12 protein-coding genes are annotated in these 12,452 nt (G+C 74.6%); 6 read left to right on the top strand and 6 right to left on the bottom strand.

What is annotated here, in order from left to right:
• Positions 1 to 10: 10 nt before the first annotated feature.
• The gene (locus tag NUM_RS32905) at positions 11 to 1,702 is read left to right on the top strand and encodes a sensor histidine kinase (RefSeq protein ID WP_207128832.1); all 1,692 of its coding nucleotides are present in this window, start codon (positions 11 to 13) and stop codon (positions 1,700 to 1,702) included.
• A gap of 132 nt (positions 1,703 to 1,834) precedes the next feature.
• Here the strand turns inward: NUM_RS32905 and NUM_RS32900 are convergent, their stop codons facing one another.
• On the bottom strand, positions 1,835 to 2,476 hold the full coding sequence (locus tag NUM_RS32900) for a response regulator (RefSeq protein WP_207128831.1): 642 nt from the start codon (positions 2,474 to 2,476) through the stop codon (positions 1,835 to 1,837).
• On the bottom strand, positions 2,473 to 3,036 hold the full coding sequence (locus NUM_RS32895) for a universal stress protein (RefSeq protein ID WP_207128830.1): 564 nt from the start codon (positions 3,034 to 3,036) through the stop codon (positions 2,473 to 2,475). Before NUM_RS32895 ends, NUM_RS32900 begins: the two co-directional genes overlap by 4 nt.
• 210 nt (positions 3,037 to 3,246) lie before the next feature.
• On the opposite strand from NUM_RS32895, the gene NUM_RS32890 reads away from it, so the two are divergent.
• A complete protein-coding gene (locus NUM_RS32890) occupies positions 3,247 to 4,344 on the top strand; it encodes a D-alanine--D-alanine ligase family protein (RefSeq protein WP_308440606.1) in 1,098 nt (365 codons plus the stop codon).
• Between the two features lie 52 nt (positions 4,345 to 4,396).
• On the opposite strand, the gene NUM_RS32885 is transcribed toward NUM_RS32890, so the two are convergent.
• Together NUM_RS32885 and NUM_RS32880 are read right to left on the bottom strand one after the other, a co-directional pair.
• Complete coding sequence (locus NUM_RS32885; protein WP_207128828.1) at positions 4,397 to 4,963, bottom strand: DUF3515 family protein; 567 nt, start codon at positions 4,961 to 4,963, stop codon at positions 4,397 to 4,399.
• Between the two features lie 137 nt (positions 4,964 to 5,100).
• Positions 5,101 to 5,334, bottom strand: a complete 234-nt coding sequence (locus NUM_RS32880; protein WP_207128827.1) for an Lrp/AsnC ligand binding domain-containing protein — start codon at positions 5,332 to 5,334, stop codon at positions 5,101 to 5,103.
• A 184-nt stretch (positions 5,335 to 5,518) separates the two neighbouring features.
• Here NUM_RS32880 and NUM_RS32875 point away from each other — a divergent pair, with 184 nt between their 5' ends.
• The 4 genes from NUM_RS32875 (at position 5,519) to recG (ending at position 10,462) form a co-directional block, all read left to right on the top strand.
• Positions 5,519 to 6,457 (top strand): thiamine-phosphate kinase, encoded by a 939-nt coding sequence (locus tag NUM_RS32875; protein WP_225919010.1) that lies wholly within the window; start codon positions 5,519 to 5,521, stop codon positions 6,455 to 6,457.
• A gap of 98 nt (positions 6,458 to 6,555) precedes the next feature.
• Positions 6,556 to 7,008 (top strand): GNAT family N-acetyltransferase, encoded by a 453-nt coding sequence (locus NUM_RS32870; protein ID WP_207128855.1) that lies wholly within the window; start codon positions 6,556 to 6,558, stop codon positions 7,006 to 7,008.
• Positions 7,009 to 7,103: 95 nt separating this feature from the next.
• Complete coding sequence (locus NUM_RS37795; RefSeq protein ID WP_207128826.1) at positions 7,104 to 8,180, top strand: hypothetical protein; 1,077 nt, start codon at positions 7,104 to 7,106, stop codon at positions 8,178 to 8,180.
• A gap of 71 nt (positions 8,181 to 8,251) precedes the next feature.
• Positions 8,252 to 10,462: an ATP-dependent DNA helicase RecG gene (recG, locus tag NUM_RS32860; RefSeq protein WP_207128825.1), complete on the top strand. Its 2,211-nt coding sequence runs from the start codon at positions 8,252 to 8,254 to the stop codon at positions 10,460 to 10,462.
• Positions 10,463 to 10,471: 9 nt separating this feature from the next.
• Here recG and NUM_RS32855 read toward each other — a convergent pair whose 3' ends face one another.
• On the bottom strand, positions 10,472 to 11,095 hold the full coding sequence (locus NUM_RS32855) for a nucleoside/nucleotide kinase family protein (protein ID WP_207128824.1): 624 nt from the start codon (positions 11,093 to 11,095) through the stop codon (positions 10,472 to 10,474).
• Positions 11,096 to 11,242: 147 nt separating this feature from the next.
• Positions 11,243 to 12,289, bottom strand: a complete 1,047-nt coding sequence (locus tag NUM_RS32850; RefSeq protein ID WP_207128823.1) for a hypothetical protein — start codon at positions 12,287 to 12,289, stop codon at positions 11,243 to 11,245.
• Positions 12,290 to 12,452: the final 163 nt, after the last annotated feature.

Genomic DNA, 12,452 nt, shown 5'->3' with positions numbered 1-12,452 from the left:
CACTGCGTCGATGAGTGACTCGGCGGACGGGGGAGAGCAGGGCGGCCCGTCCGAGGGGCCGCCCGTCGACACGAACCGCACCCGGCGCCGCGGGCGGTTCGTCGAGCTGCTGGTCGCGATGGTGGCGATCGCCGGCGAGCTGGACCTGTCGGTGGTGCTGCAGCGAGTCGTCGACCTCGCCGCCGAACAGGTCGGCGCCCGCTACGGCGCGCTCGGGGTGCGCGGCACCGACGGCCGGCTGGAACACTTCCTGTGGACCGGGATCGGCGCCGAGCAGGCCGCCCGGATCGGCCCGTTCCCGGACGGCCACGGGCTGCTCGGCGAGCCTCGTCGCCGCTCCGGCCCGCTGCGGGTCGACGACATCGACCGGCACCCGGCCGCGGCCGGCTTCCCGCCGCACCACCCGCCGATGCGCTCCTTCCTCGGGGTACCGATCGGCGACGGTCGCCGCAACCTCGGCAGCCTGTACCTCGCCGACCGGCGGGATGGGAAGCCGTTCGACTCCGACGACGAGAGCCTGCTCGCGCTGTTCGCCGCCGCCGCGTCGATCGCACTGCTCAACGCCCGGCGGTACGAGACGAGCCGGGAACAGGAGCGCTGGCTCGCGGCGAACTACGGGCTGACCCACCACCTGCTCGCCGGTACCGACCCGGACAGCCAGCTCACCACGATCATCCGCACCGCCCGGCGGCTGACCGACGCCGACTTCGCCGTGGTGTTCCACGTCGACCAGACCCGCGAGCACATGGTGATCCGCACCGCCGACGGGGTCGAGGCGGAGAGCACGCTCGGGCGGGTACTGCCGATGGACGCGTCGCGGGCCGGTGACGTGTTCCGCTCCGGTACCCCGGTGGTGGTGGCGGACATGTGGGAGGACACCCGGCGGGCGCCTTGGCTGTCCGACACGCTGCCGCCGGTCGGCCCGTGCGCCCTGGTACCGCTGGGGCTGGCCGACGACGCGCTCGGCGTGGTGATGGTCAGCCGGCTGCGCGGCCGGTCACCGTTCCCGACCGTGGCGTTGCGGATGCTGGAGACCTTCGCCAGCCAGGCGGCGGTGGCGCTGCGGCTGGCCCGGGAACGCACCTGGCGCGAGCAGGTCGCGCTCTACGCCGACCGCGAGCGCATCGCGCACGACCTGCACGACCAGGTGATCCAGCGGGTGTTCGCGACCGGCATGCTGCTGCAGGGCACCGCCCGGATGGTGGTGCTGCCGGAGGTGCGGGAGCGGTTGCTGCGCGCGGTCGGCGACCTGGACGAGACGGTGCGCCAGATCCGCGCCACGATCTACCAGCTGGAGGAGCCGCCGGCCGGCTCGGTCGAGGACGTCCGCTCGGCGTTGCTGTCGGTGACCGACCAGGCCGCCGACGCGCTCGGCTTCGCGCCGAGCGTCCGGTTCAACCTCAACCCGGACGTCGAGCTGCCGGTACGGCTGCGCGAGCACCTGGTCGCCGCGGTCCGGGAGCTGCTCGCCAACGTGGCCCGGCACGCCCGGGCCGGCCGCGCCGACGTGGAGCTCACCGTCGGGTCCGGCCGGCTGCGGCTGACCGTCGCCGACAACGGCATCGGGCTGCCCGCGGGTGGCCGCCGCAGCGGGCTGCGCAACCTGGCCGAACGCGCGCTGTCGCTGGGCGGCGAGATGACCGCCGAGGCCCGGCCGGGCGGCGGCACGCTCGTCGTCTGGCAGGTGCCGCTGCACGCCTAGACGCCGCCGGCAGCCACCTCGTGGCCGCCGGTTCCGACCGCCTGCCCGGGAGGTGTTCCGCCTCACCAGGCTCGGCCGCCCAGCGATGGCCGAATGCCACGTCGCGGCCGCCGGCTGCCAGAGGTGGGCGGTTCAGCGCTCGGGGCGGGGCCAGATCCGGGTGGCGAGCACCGCGGCCTGGGTGCGCCGGTTGAGTCCCAGCTTGGTGAACACGTTCGAGACGTAGTTCTTGACGGTCTTCTCGGCCAGGAACAGCCGCTCACCGATCTGCCGGTTGGTCAGCCCGTCGCCGATCAGCCGCAGGATGTTGCGTTCCTGCGCGGTCAGGTCGGCCAGCGGGTCGTCCGGGTCGGAGCGGCGCCGCATCGCCTCCATCAGGGCACCGGCGGCCGTCGGGTCCAGCAGCGAACCGCCGGCGGCGACCGTGCGTACCGCGTCGACCAGGTCGTTGCCGATGATGTCCTTCAGCACGTACCCGGACGCGCCGGCGAGCACCGCCCGCACCAGCGCGTCGTCGTCGTTGTACGAGGTGAGGATCAGGCAGCGCAGGTCGGGGAGCTGGCTGCGCAGCTCCCGGCAGACCTCGACGCCGTCGCCGTCGGGCAGCCGCACGTCCAGGATGGCCACGTCGGGGCGCACCGCCGGCACCCGGTCGAGCGCCTGCCGCGCGGTGCCCGCCTCGCCGGCGATCTCGACGTCCGGCTCGCCGGCGAGCAGGTCGATCAGACCACGCCGGACGAGTTCGTGGTCGTCGAGCAGGAAGACCCGGATCACACGGTCAGGGTACGGCCTGCCCCGGCCGGCGGTGGGGCGGTACGTCCGGCGAACGGGTCGGGCGGGCCGGGGTCGGCGGCCGGGCCGATGCCGGGATCGGCCGAGTCCGCGCCGTCCTGCCCGGCCGGGCCCGGGTCGTCCCGCTCGTCCGGGGTGTCCGCCGCCGGCACCACCACGACCGGCACCGACGCGGTGCGCGCGACCGAGATCGCGGTGGAGCCCAGGATGCGGCCCAGCAGCCCGGAGTGGCCACGGGAGCCGACGACGATCAGGTCGGCGTCCCGGGCGGCGGACAGCAGCGCCTGCTGCGGCGGCGCCGCGACGATCCGTTCCACGACCGGTACCGCCGGCTCGGCGCCGAGGGCGGCACGGACCGAGGCGGACAGTACGGCGTGCTCGGCGGCCAGTTGCGCGGTCGGCTCGCCGCCGCCGACCGCCCGGACCGCGAGCAGCCGGCCGGCCCGCCGGGACGCCTCGGCGGCGGCCCAGCGCAGTGCGGCGATCGAGGTGGGCGACCCGTCCACGCCGACCACGATCAGCCCGGTACCGGACGCTGCCATGGCGACCTCCTCGGCCCGACCCCCCGAGCCCGACGACGACAACGACCTCCAGTCAACAATCGGGCACCCGTGCCGTACCAGGTGCCAAGGGTCACGGCGGCCGGGACCTTGGTCCCGGCCCGCAACCGGTCGTGACCGGGCCGCCCCGAGGTGGTGGGATCGTCCGATGCGTCGCTGCTGTGGCGAGCACGTCGAGTAATGTCCGGGGGCGTGACTACGCCACGCAGACCACGCGTCGCCGTCGTGTTCGGCGGTCGCAGCAGCGAGCATGCCGTGTCCGCGGTCAGCGCCGGCAGCGTGCTGTCGGCGATCGACTCGGACGAGTTCGAGGTGGTGCCGGTGGGCATCACCCGGCAGGGCCGCTGGCTGCTCACCGACGGCGATCCGAGCGAGCTGGCGATCCGCGGCCGGCGGTTCCCGGAGATCACCGACGGTGCCGGTACCGAGGTGGCGCTGCCGGCCGGCTCCGGCGGTCGGATCGTCGCGCTGGACCCGGCGCAGGGCGCCGCGGCGCTGGCGGACGTGGACGTGGTGCTGCCGGTGCTGCACGGCGCGTACGGCGAGGACGGCACGATCCAGGGGCTGCTGGAGATGGCCGGCCTGCCCTACGTGGGCGCCGGCGTGTTCGCCTCCGCCGCCTGCATGGACAAGGAGTTCACCAAGAAGCTGCTGGCCGCCGACGGGCTGCGGGTCGGCGAGTACGCGGTGCTGCGGGCCGGGCAGTCGCTGGCCGAGGCCGAGATGGACCGGCTGGGGCTGCCGGTGTTCGTCAAGCCGTCCCGGGCCGGCTCCTCGGTCGGCATCACCCGGGTCGACGACTGGGCACAGCTGCCGGCGGCGATCGCCACCGCCCGCGAGATCGACTCGAAGGTACTGGTGGAGGCCGCGTTCACCGGTGTGCGCGAGGTCGAGTGCGGCGTGCTGGAGGGCGAGTACGGCGGGGAGCCGGAGGCGAGCCTGCCCGCCGAGGTGCACATCGACTCCCGGCACAGCTGGTACGACCTGGAGGCCAAGTACCTCGACGAGCCCGAGCTGGACATCCCGCCGCGGCTGCCCGAGCACGTGATCGACGAGGTCCGCCGGACCGCGTGCCAGGCGTTCACCGCGCTGGACTGCGCCGGCCTGGCCCGGGTCGACTTCTTCGTCACGCCCGAGCTGGACGTGGTGGTCAACGAGATCAACACGATGCCGGGTTTCACCGCCGCGTCGGCGTTCCCGAAGATGTGGGCCAGAAGCGGCCTGGACTACCCGAAGCTGATCTCCCGGCTGATCCGTACCGCCCTGCACCGTCGCGCCGAACACGGCTGACGGCGCCGCGCCGGCACTGTCGTCCGGCGCCGGGCGGACCAGCGCCGCGGCGTCAGTGGCAGCCGGACGGGGCGGTGTCCGACGAGGGCACCGTGCCGGCGATCGTGTCGGAGAACTCCGCCGCCCACTGACCGGCCCCCGAGTACGAGCCGGGCACCGTGACGGCCACCGGCACGGTCCGGTCGACCGTCGTCCACACGCTCGACCCGTCCCGCTGCTTGGTGGCGAGATAGCAGACGCCGGACAGCTCGTACACGGTGGCGGTCTTCGCCACCGTCGGTGCCGCGACGCCGCAGGCCACCCGCAGCGCGGGCGCGCCGTACGCGGCGTTCTGCTCGGCGCCGGCCGACACCGGGCGCCGCTTCGCCGAGCGGATCGTGCTGGGCAGCTGCGCGATCAGCCCCCGGCAGACGGTGGTCGGCGTGGGGGCGAGCGACGCGGCCGGCATCCGTACCGTGCTGGACGGCTGCGGGCTCGGCGACCCGGCGGCCCGCTTGTCGCCGTTGCCGCCGCCGAGCCCGCCGAGCGCCCAGAACGCGACCGCTCCGGCGATCAGCGCGAGCGGTAGGGCGATCAGCGTCGCGGTCCGCGCCGCGGCGCGGGAGTCGGCGTCGGCCACCGAGGACACCTCCGGCGAAAGCTCGGGTGGATCGGCTGCCGATTGTGCCCGTCGGCGGATCCGTCGCCGCGCCCGGGCCGGTACGGCTGGGGCCCGCGTCGCAGTCCGAGTGCCCCGCGCGTGGCCGGTCGGCGGGCCTAGAGATGCACCACCGGGCAGGTCAGGGTGCGGGTGATGCCGTCGACCGACTGGACCTTGCTGACGACCGCCTTGCCGAGCTCGTCGACGGTGTGCTTCTCGGCGAGCGCGATCACGTCGTACGGGCCGGTGACCGAGTCGACCCGAACCACGCCGTCGACGTGCCCGATCGCGGTCGCCACGTCGTGCGTCTTGCCGACCTCGGTCTGGATGAGGATGTACGCCTGGACCACGACGGGTGCCCTTCCTCGCCACGGAACTGCCGGCCGAAACAGAACGTACCGTACGCAGCGCGCACCGCGTCGACCTCTGTACGGTGCGGGTTGGCTCCGGGTGGCAGGATGCGGGCAAGCCGACGACAGCGGCCGACAGCGGCGGCGGCGCGCATCCACCGCCGGCGATCGGAGGAGCCCTGCAGTGACCGTTGCGGAGATGGGCGAGTTCGGCCTGATCAAGCGGGTCACCGCGCGACTGGCGCCGGGACCGACCTGCCTGCTGGGGCCCGGGGACGACGCGGCCGTGGTGACCACCTCCGACAACCGGGTCGTGGTCAGTACCGACGTGCTGGTCGACGGGCGGCACTTCCGCCGCGACTGGTCCTCGGCGACCGACGTCGGGCACCGCGCGGCCGGCGCGAACCTGGCCGACATCGCCGCGATGGGCGCCACCCCGACCGCGCTGGTGGTCGGGCTGTCCGCGCCGCCGGAGCTGCCGGTCGAGTGGGCCGAGCAGCTCGCCGACGGCCTCGCCGCGGAGGCGGCGCTGGTCGGCGCGAGCGTGGTCGGCGGCGACACGGTGGCGAGCCCCACGCTGACCATCTCGGTGACCGCCCTGGGAGACCTGCGCGGCGTGCGCCCGGTGACCCGCTCCGGCGCCCAGCCCGGCGACCAGGTGGCGCTGGCCGGCCGGCTCGGCTGGGCGGCGGCCGGCTTCACCGTGCTGTCCCGCGGGTTCCGGTCGCCCCGCGCGCTGGTGGACGCGCACCGCCGGCCGCTGGTCCCGTACCAGTGCGGCCCGGTCGCCGCCCGGCAGGGTGCCACCGCGATGATCGACGTGTCGGACGGGCTGCTCGCCGACCTGGGACACGTCGCCGACGCCAGCGGCGTCGCGATCGACGTGCGGCGCGACGGGTTCGAGCTGCCGGAGCAGATGGTGGACGCGGCCCGGGCGCTCGGCGTCGACCCGTACGAGTGGGTGCTCACCGGTGGCGAGGACCACGCGCTGGTGGCGACGTTCCCGGCCGGCAGCGTGCTGACCGCCGACTGGCGGGTGATCGGCAGCGTCGACGAGGGCAGCGGCCTGACCGTCGACGGGGAGCCGTTCACCGGGCGCGGCGGCTGGGACCACTTCCGCTGACCGGCGGCGCTCGTCACGTTGGCCGAATCCGCTCGCGACCGGCGCCGTGGTGCTGGTGCAATGGCGGGGTGACGATCGACGACGCGACCACGACCGCGCTGCGCATCGAACGGGTCGGCTTCACCGAGCCGGTGGCCCGGCAGCTGGTGGCGCAGGCGCTCGCCGACCTGGGCGCCCGGTACGGCGGGGAGGGCGACGAGACGCCGGTCGAGGCGGCCGACTTCGAGCCGCCGAACGGCGCGTTCCTGGTCGCCTACCGGGGCGAGAAGCCCGTCGGGTGCGGTGGCTGGCGCTCGCACGGCGACGACACCGCGGAGCTGAAGCGGATGTACACGGTGCCGGCCGCCCGCGGTACCGGGGTGGCCACCGCGGTACTGGCCGCGATCGAGGCCGACGCCCGCCGGGCCGGTCGCACCCGGGTGATCCTGGAGACCGGTGGCAAGCAGCCCGAGGCGATCGCGCTGTACGGCAAGCTCGGCTACCGGCGGATCCCGAACTACGGCTACTACGCCGACGAGCCGGACTGCCTCTCCTTCGCCCGCGATCTCTAGCCAGGCCGTCTCACCGAGGGTGCACGTGTTTGCGCGTACCGTCGAGTTGCGACCTCAACGCGGCCGTGTTGGGCACGACCGCTTACCCTCCGGTCGTGACCTACCCGCCGCAGTCGCCCGGTGGCTGGCCCGATCAGCCGCCGCAGGGCCAACCACCGCAGCAGCCGTACCCGGGTGCCGGGGCCGACCCGTTCGGGCCGCCGCCCGGCCACTCCTCGGGGGCGCCGTCCGCCGGCGACGAGCCGTCCGGCTTCGAGCAGTACTCGCTCGACACCGGCTGGCAGCAGCAGCCGCAGCAGTACGAGCAGCCCGGCGCGCAGCCCCCGCCGTACGGGGCGCCGCTGGCGCCGGGGATGGCGCCGCCGAGCGGCCCGCCCGCCGGCTATCAACCGAGCGGCCCGCCCGCCGGGTACCAACCGGGTCCGGGTGGCTTCCCGCCGCCGGGTGGGCCGGTGCCGCCGAAGAAGCGGTCGATCGCGCCGTGGCTGTTCGTCGGCGGCGGCGCGCTGGTGCTGGTGCTCGCCATCGTCGCGGTGGTGGCCCTGGTGTCCACCGGCAAGGACAAGAAGCCGCCGGTCGCGGACCCGAGCTCGAGTTCCAGCGCCCGGCCGTCGACGAGCGCGACCGCCAAGCCGTCGCCCGGTCCGTCCGATGACGGGGTGCACGGCAACAAGATCATCGACTCGGCGACCGGCTGGGGGTACACCAAGGCCGGCTCGCCGTGGGTCGACTCGGTGGAGCCGCCGGCGAAGGAGCTGCAGAGCCCGGTCGGCCAGTCGGTCAAGATCGACACCAACGTGTACGCCACGATGCAGCTGGGCAAGCTGTCCGACGACTTCGACTACAGCGGCCCGGACGACCTGAAGTCGGTCAAGTCCGACCTGGCCACCTCGATCCTGAAGGGCTACTACGGCACCGGCGCCAAGGTCGACGCCGGCAAGGACCATCTCGACGAGCAGCTGACCCAGCTGGGCCGCAAGGCGTGGCTGTGGGCATTCGACGTCACGTACACCAGCTCCGCCGGCAAGAAGACCACCGAGTACGTGGTGGTCGCGGTGCTGGACGCCGGAGACGGCACGGCGGCCGGCTTCTGGGGTTCGGTCCCGGACGGGCACGACAAGTTGAACAAGCAGATGCGCAAGGCCGCGGGCACGCTGAGCCCGAAGCCCTGAGAGACCTGGCCCGGCCGACCGCGGGGTGCGGCGCGGCCGGGGCTGTCGGTGCGGCTGGTTAGGGTTGCCGGATGGCGACCTTGAGCACGCCGCTGGGCAAGGTGCTCGGCGACAAGACCGCCGCGGCGCTGACCGAGACGCTCGGCCTGGCCACGGTGGGTGACCTGCTCTACCACTTTCCGCGGCGCTACGCCGAACGCGGCGAGCACACCGACCTGTCCGCGTTGCAGGTCGGTGATCAGGTCACCGTGCTCGCCCAGGTGCAGCGGGTGAACGTGCGGCCGATGCGACAGCGGCGCGGCAAGCTGCTGGAGGTCACCGTCGGCGACGGGCAGCGCACGCTGACCCTGACGTTCTTCAACCAGGCCTGGCGGCAGCGGCAGCTGACCGTCGGGCGCTGGGGGCTGTTCGCCGGCAAGGTCACCGAGTTCCGCGGCAAGCGGCAGCTCAACGGTCCCGACTTCCAGCTGCTGTCCGATCCCGGCGAGGCGGCGCAGGACAACACCGAGATCGAGGAGTTCCTCGGTGCGCTGATCCCGGTCTACCCGGCCGCGGCGACGATGCCGAGCTGGACCATCGCCCGCTGCGTCCGGGTCGCGCTGGACACCCTGGAGCCGCCGCCGGAGCCGCTGCCGGAGTCGCTGCGTGCCGACCACGAACTGGTCGGGCTGGCCGCCGCGCTGCACGACATCCACCGCCCCAGCAGCTGGCAGGCACGGGCGGCCGCGCGGAAACGGCTGACCTTCGACGAGGCGTTCGCGCTGCAGCTGACGCTGGTGCAGCGCAAGGCGCGCGCGGCCGACTGGCCGGCGGTGCAGCGCCCCCGGCGCACCGACGGGGTGCTCGCCGCGTTCGACGCGCGGCTGCCGTACCAGCTGACCGACGGGCAGCGTGCGGTCGGCGAGGAGGTGGCCGAGGACCTGGCCCGCCCGCACCCGATGCACCGGCTGCTGCAGGGCGAGGTCGGCTCCGGCAAGACGGTCTGCGCGCTGCGGGCGATGTTGCAGGTGGTCGACTCCGGCGGGCAGGCGGTGCTGCTCGCGCCCACCGAGGTGCTCGCCGCGCAGCATCACCGGGGCCTCGCCACGCTGCTCGGCGACCTCGCCCGCACCGGCCCGGCACCGGCCGACGGCGAACTGCCGCTGACCGACGAGGCGGCCGGCGCGACCGGGCTGGCGCTGCTGACCGGGTCGCTGCCGGCCGCCGCCCGGCGCCGGGTGCTCGCCGACATCGCCGCCGGTACGGCCGGCATCGTGGTCGGCACGCACGCCCTGCTCTACCAGGGGGTCGAGTTCGCCGACCTGGGGCTGATCGTGGTCGACGAGCAGCACCGGTTCGGGGTGGAGCAGCGCGATGCGTTGCGGGACAAGGCGACCCAGCCGCCACACGTGCTGGTGATGACCGCCACCCCGATCCCGCGGACGGTGGCGATGACGGTGTTCGGCGACCTGTCCGTGTCGTCGCTGACCGAGCTGCCCCGGGGCCGCTCGCCGATCACCACGCACGTGGTGCCGGGCAACCGGGAGCGCTGGATGGACCGTACCTGGGCCCGGGTGCGCGAGGAGGTCGCCGCCGGCCACCAGGCATACGTCGTGTGCCCGCGGATCGGCGTCGACCCCACCGACGAGGACGCGGCCGACGAGGGCGCGCCGGGCGACGACGAGCGCCGCCCGCCGCTGGGCGTGGCCGAGGTGGCGCCGCAGCTCGCCGACGGGCCCCTCGCCGGGCTGCGGGTCGGCCAGCTCACCGGCCGGCTGCCCGCGGACCAGAAGGACGCGGTGATGCGCGCGTTCGCCGCCGGCGAGCTGGACGTGCTGGTCGCCACGACGGTGATCGAGGTCGGCGTCGACGTGCCGAACGCGACCGTCATGGTGGTGCTGGACGCCGACCGGTTCGGCGTCTCGCAGCTGCACCAGCTGCGCGGCCGGGTCGGCCGTGGCTCGGCGCCCGGGCTGTGCCTGCTGGTCAGCGAGGCGGCGCCGGAGTCCGCCGCGCACGAGCGGCTCACCGCGGTCGCGTCCACCGTGGACGGGTTCCGGCTCGCCGAGCTCGACCTGGAACAGCGCCGGGAGGGCGACGTGCTCGGCGCTGCGCAGTCCGGCCGCCGCTCGCACCTGCGGCTGCTGTCGCTGCTCTCCGACGCGAAGCTGATCGCCGAGGCACGGGACGAGGCGGTCCGGGTGATCGACGCCGACCGCGAGCTGACCGAGCATCCGCTGCTGGCCGAGACCGTCGCTGCCCTGGTCGACGAGGACCGTGCCGAGTACCTGGAGAAGGGCTGAGCGCGCCGGTCAGTCGAGGATCAGGGCGGGGTGTTCCGGGTCGTCGTAGCGCACCGCCACGTCGGCGGTGCGGCGGGGCGCCACCTCGTCGGCGTACCGGCGGTACGCGTCGAGCGTCCAGGCCGTCTCGGCGTCCAGCCGGCGCGCCAGTACGGTCGGTGACACGTCCAGGTGCACCGCGAGCTCGGCCGGCAACGCTCGCCCGAGCAGCAGGTCGCCGTCGAGCAGCAGGACGGTACCGGTCGGCGCGTCGCGGTAGGCGGCCCGGGTCGCCCGGTCGGTCACCGCGTCCCACAGGGTCGGCAGGTAGCGCCCGGACCCGTCCGGCCCGAGCGGCGCCAGCACCTCCCGGACCAGCCCCGCCGCGTCGAGCCACCCGTCGTAGTAGCTGTCCGGGTCGTGCCGGCCGTACTCCAGCCGCAGCGACGCCGGCCGCAGGAAGTCGGCGGCGTGCACCGTCACCACCGGCCGACCGAGCGCGCGCAGCGGGTCGGCCAGTGCCGCGGCGAGCTGGGCCGGCCGGGCCGGCGGCGCGCCGTCCAGCAGCACCCGGGTACGGCCCGGGCCGGCCGCGTCGATGCGCGCCACCAGCCGTTCGACCAGCAGCGCCGGGGTGATCGGTTCGATCCGCACCGGCTCAGTGTCCGTCCGACCGGCGCGGCCCAGCGGCCAGCGAGGTGCGTCCGGACGCCAGCGTCCGGTCCGGCGCCAGCGTCCGGTCCGGCGCCAGCGTCCGGTCAGGCGTCGGTGTTCGGTGGGGCGGCGGAGTGGGGTCGGGCATCAGCGGTCGGTCGCGGCGATGCGGCGCCGACGGGCGGCGGCGAACAGCACCAGCCCGCCGCCGGCGAGGACCACCACGGCCACGATGATCGCGGCGAGCGAACCACCGGTGACTGGCAGGCTGCTCGCGCTGGCGGCGGCGGCCGGACTGCTGGCCGGCGCGGACCGGGCCGGAGCCGGCGCGGGGGAGTCGGACGGCGACGCCGAGTCGGTCACGCTGACCACGCAGGCGGTCTGGCCGCCGTGGAAGCTGCCGACTGGCCCGATGGACCGGTTGCCCGGCGCGCCGGTGTGCCCGAGCACCTTCGCCCCGTAGCCGGGCGTGTCCTTGCGGAAGTCGGTGAGCACCTCGTCCCGGTCGCCCCAGATCAGCACCACCTGGGTGTAGCAGTCCGGTACCGCGACCCGCAGCGTCACGGACGGATGCTTGGCGCTCAGCGTGCGGGTCTGCTGCCGGAACAGCTGCTGCGGCAGCGTGGAGGCGTAGCCGCCGGCGCTGGACGCGGTGTAGCTGGCCAGCGAGAAGTCCTGGCTCGACCCCTTGCACAGCTTCTGCCCGGCGAGCAGCGCGACGGTGGCGGTGCCCTTCGTCCCGTCGAAGCTGTGCCGGTAGCTCGCGTCCGCGGCCTCGATGCAGGTCGGCGGCGTGGTGGAGCACACGTCGTCCGGGATCGTCTTGGTGGCGGTCCGGGTGGTGCTGGCGCGATCGGCCCAGCGCACCGTGTAGTTGAGCTCGGCCGTGTCCGCGGTCCTCGGCACCAGCTGCTTGCCGAGGACCTTGTCGCCCTTGCCCTCCAGCTCGGTACCGCTGAGCGCCACGTCGACCGGCTTGCCCGACACGTCGCTGACGTCGGCCACGTCCGGCCAGCCGTTGCGGATCGTCCAGCGCACCGCGACCTTGCCGTTCTCGCAACTGAGCGTCGCCGTCGCGGGCGCGTCGTGGGTGGCGGCGGCGGCCGGCGCGGCGAACGTGAGCGCGCCGAACAGCCCGACCGCCAGGGCGGCGAGCAGCGCCGGTATCCGGCGCACCAGGTCAGTGCCAGGCAAGGCGTACTCCGCGACAGGGGTGATCGGGTTGGCCATGCGTGCGGTGCCGCGACGGGCTGCGGTGACCGCGGGCGAGACGGTACGCGGGGAAGGGCCTCGGTCTCGCCCACAGCCCCGATCCGCGCGACCTCCTCGACGCCCGACCTTAACCATCCGGAACCAG

It is taken from the genome of Actinocatenispora comari (assembly GCF_017312725.1).
GTDB classification, from domain to species: domain Bacteria; phylum Actinomycetota; class Actinomycetes; order Mycobacteriales; family Micromonosporaceae; genus Actinocatenispora; species Actinocatenispora comari.
Note: the sequence above shows the minus strand (reverse complement) of the source record. Positions and strands in the feature narration are given on the sequence as shown.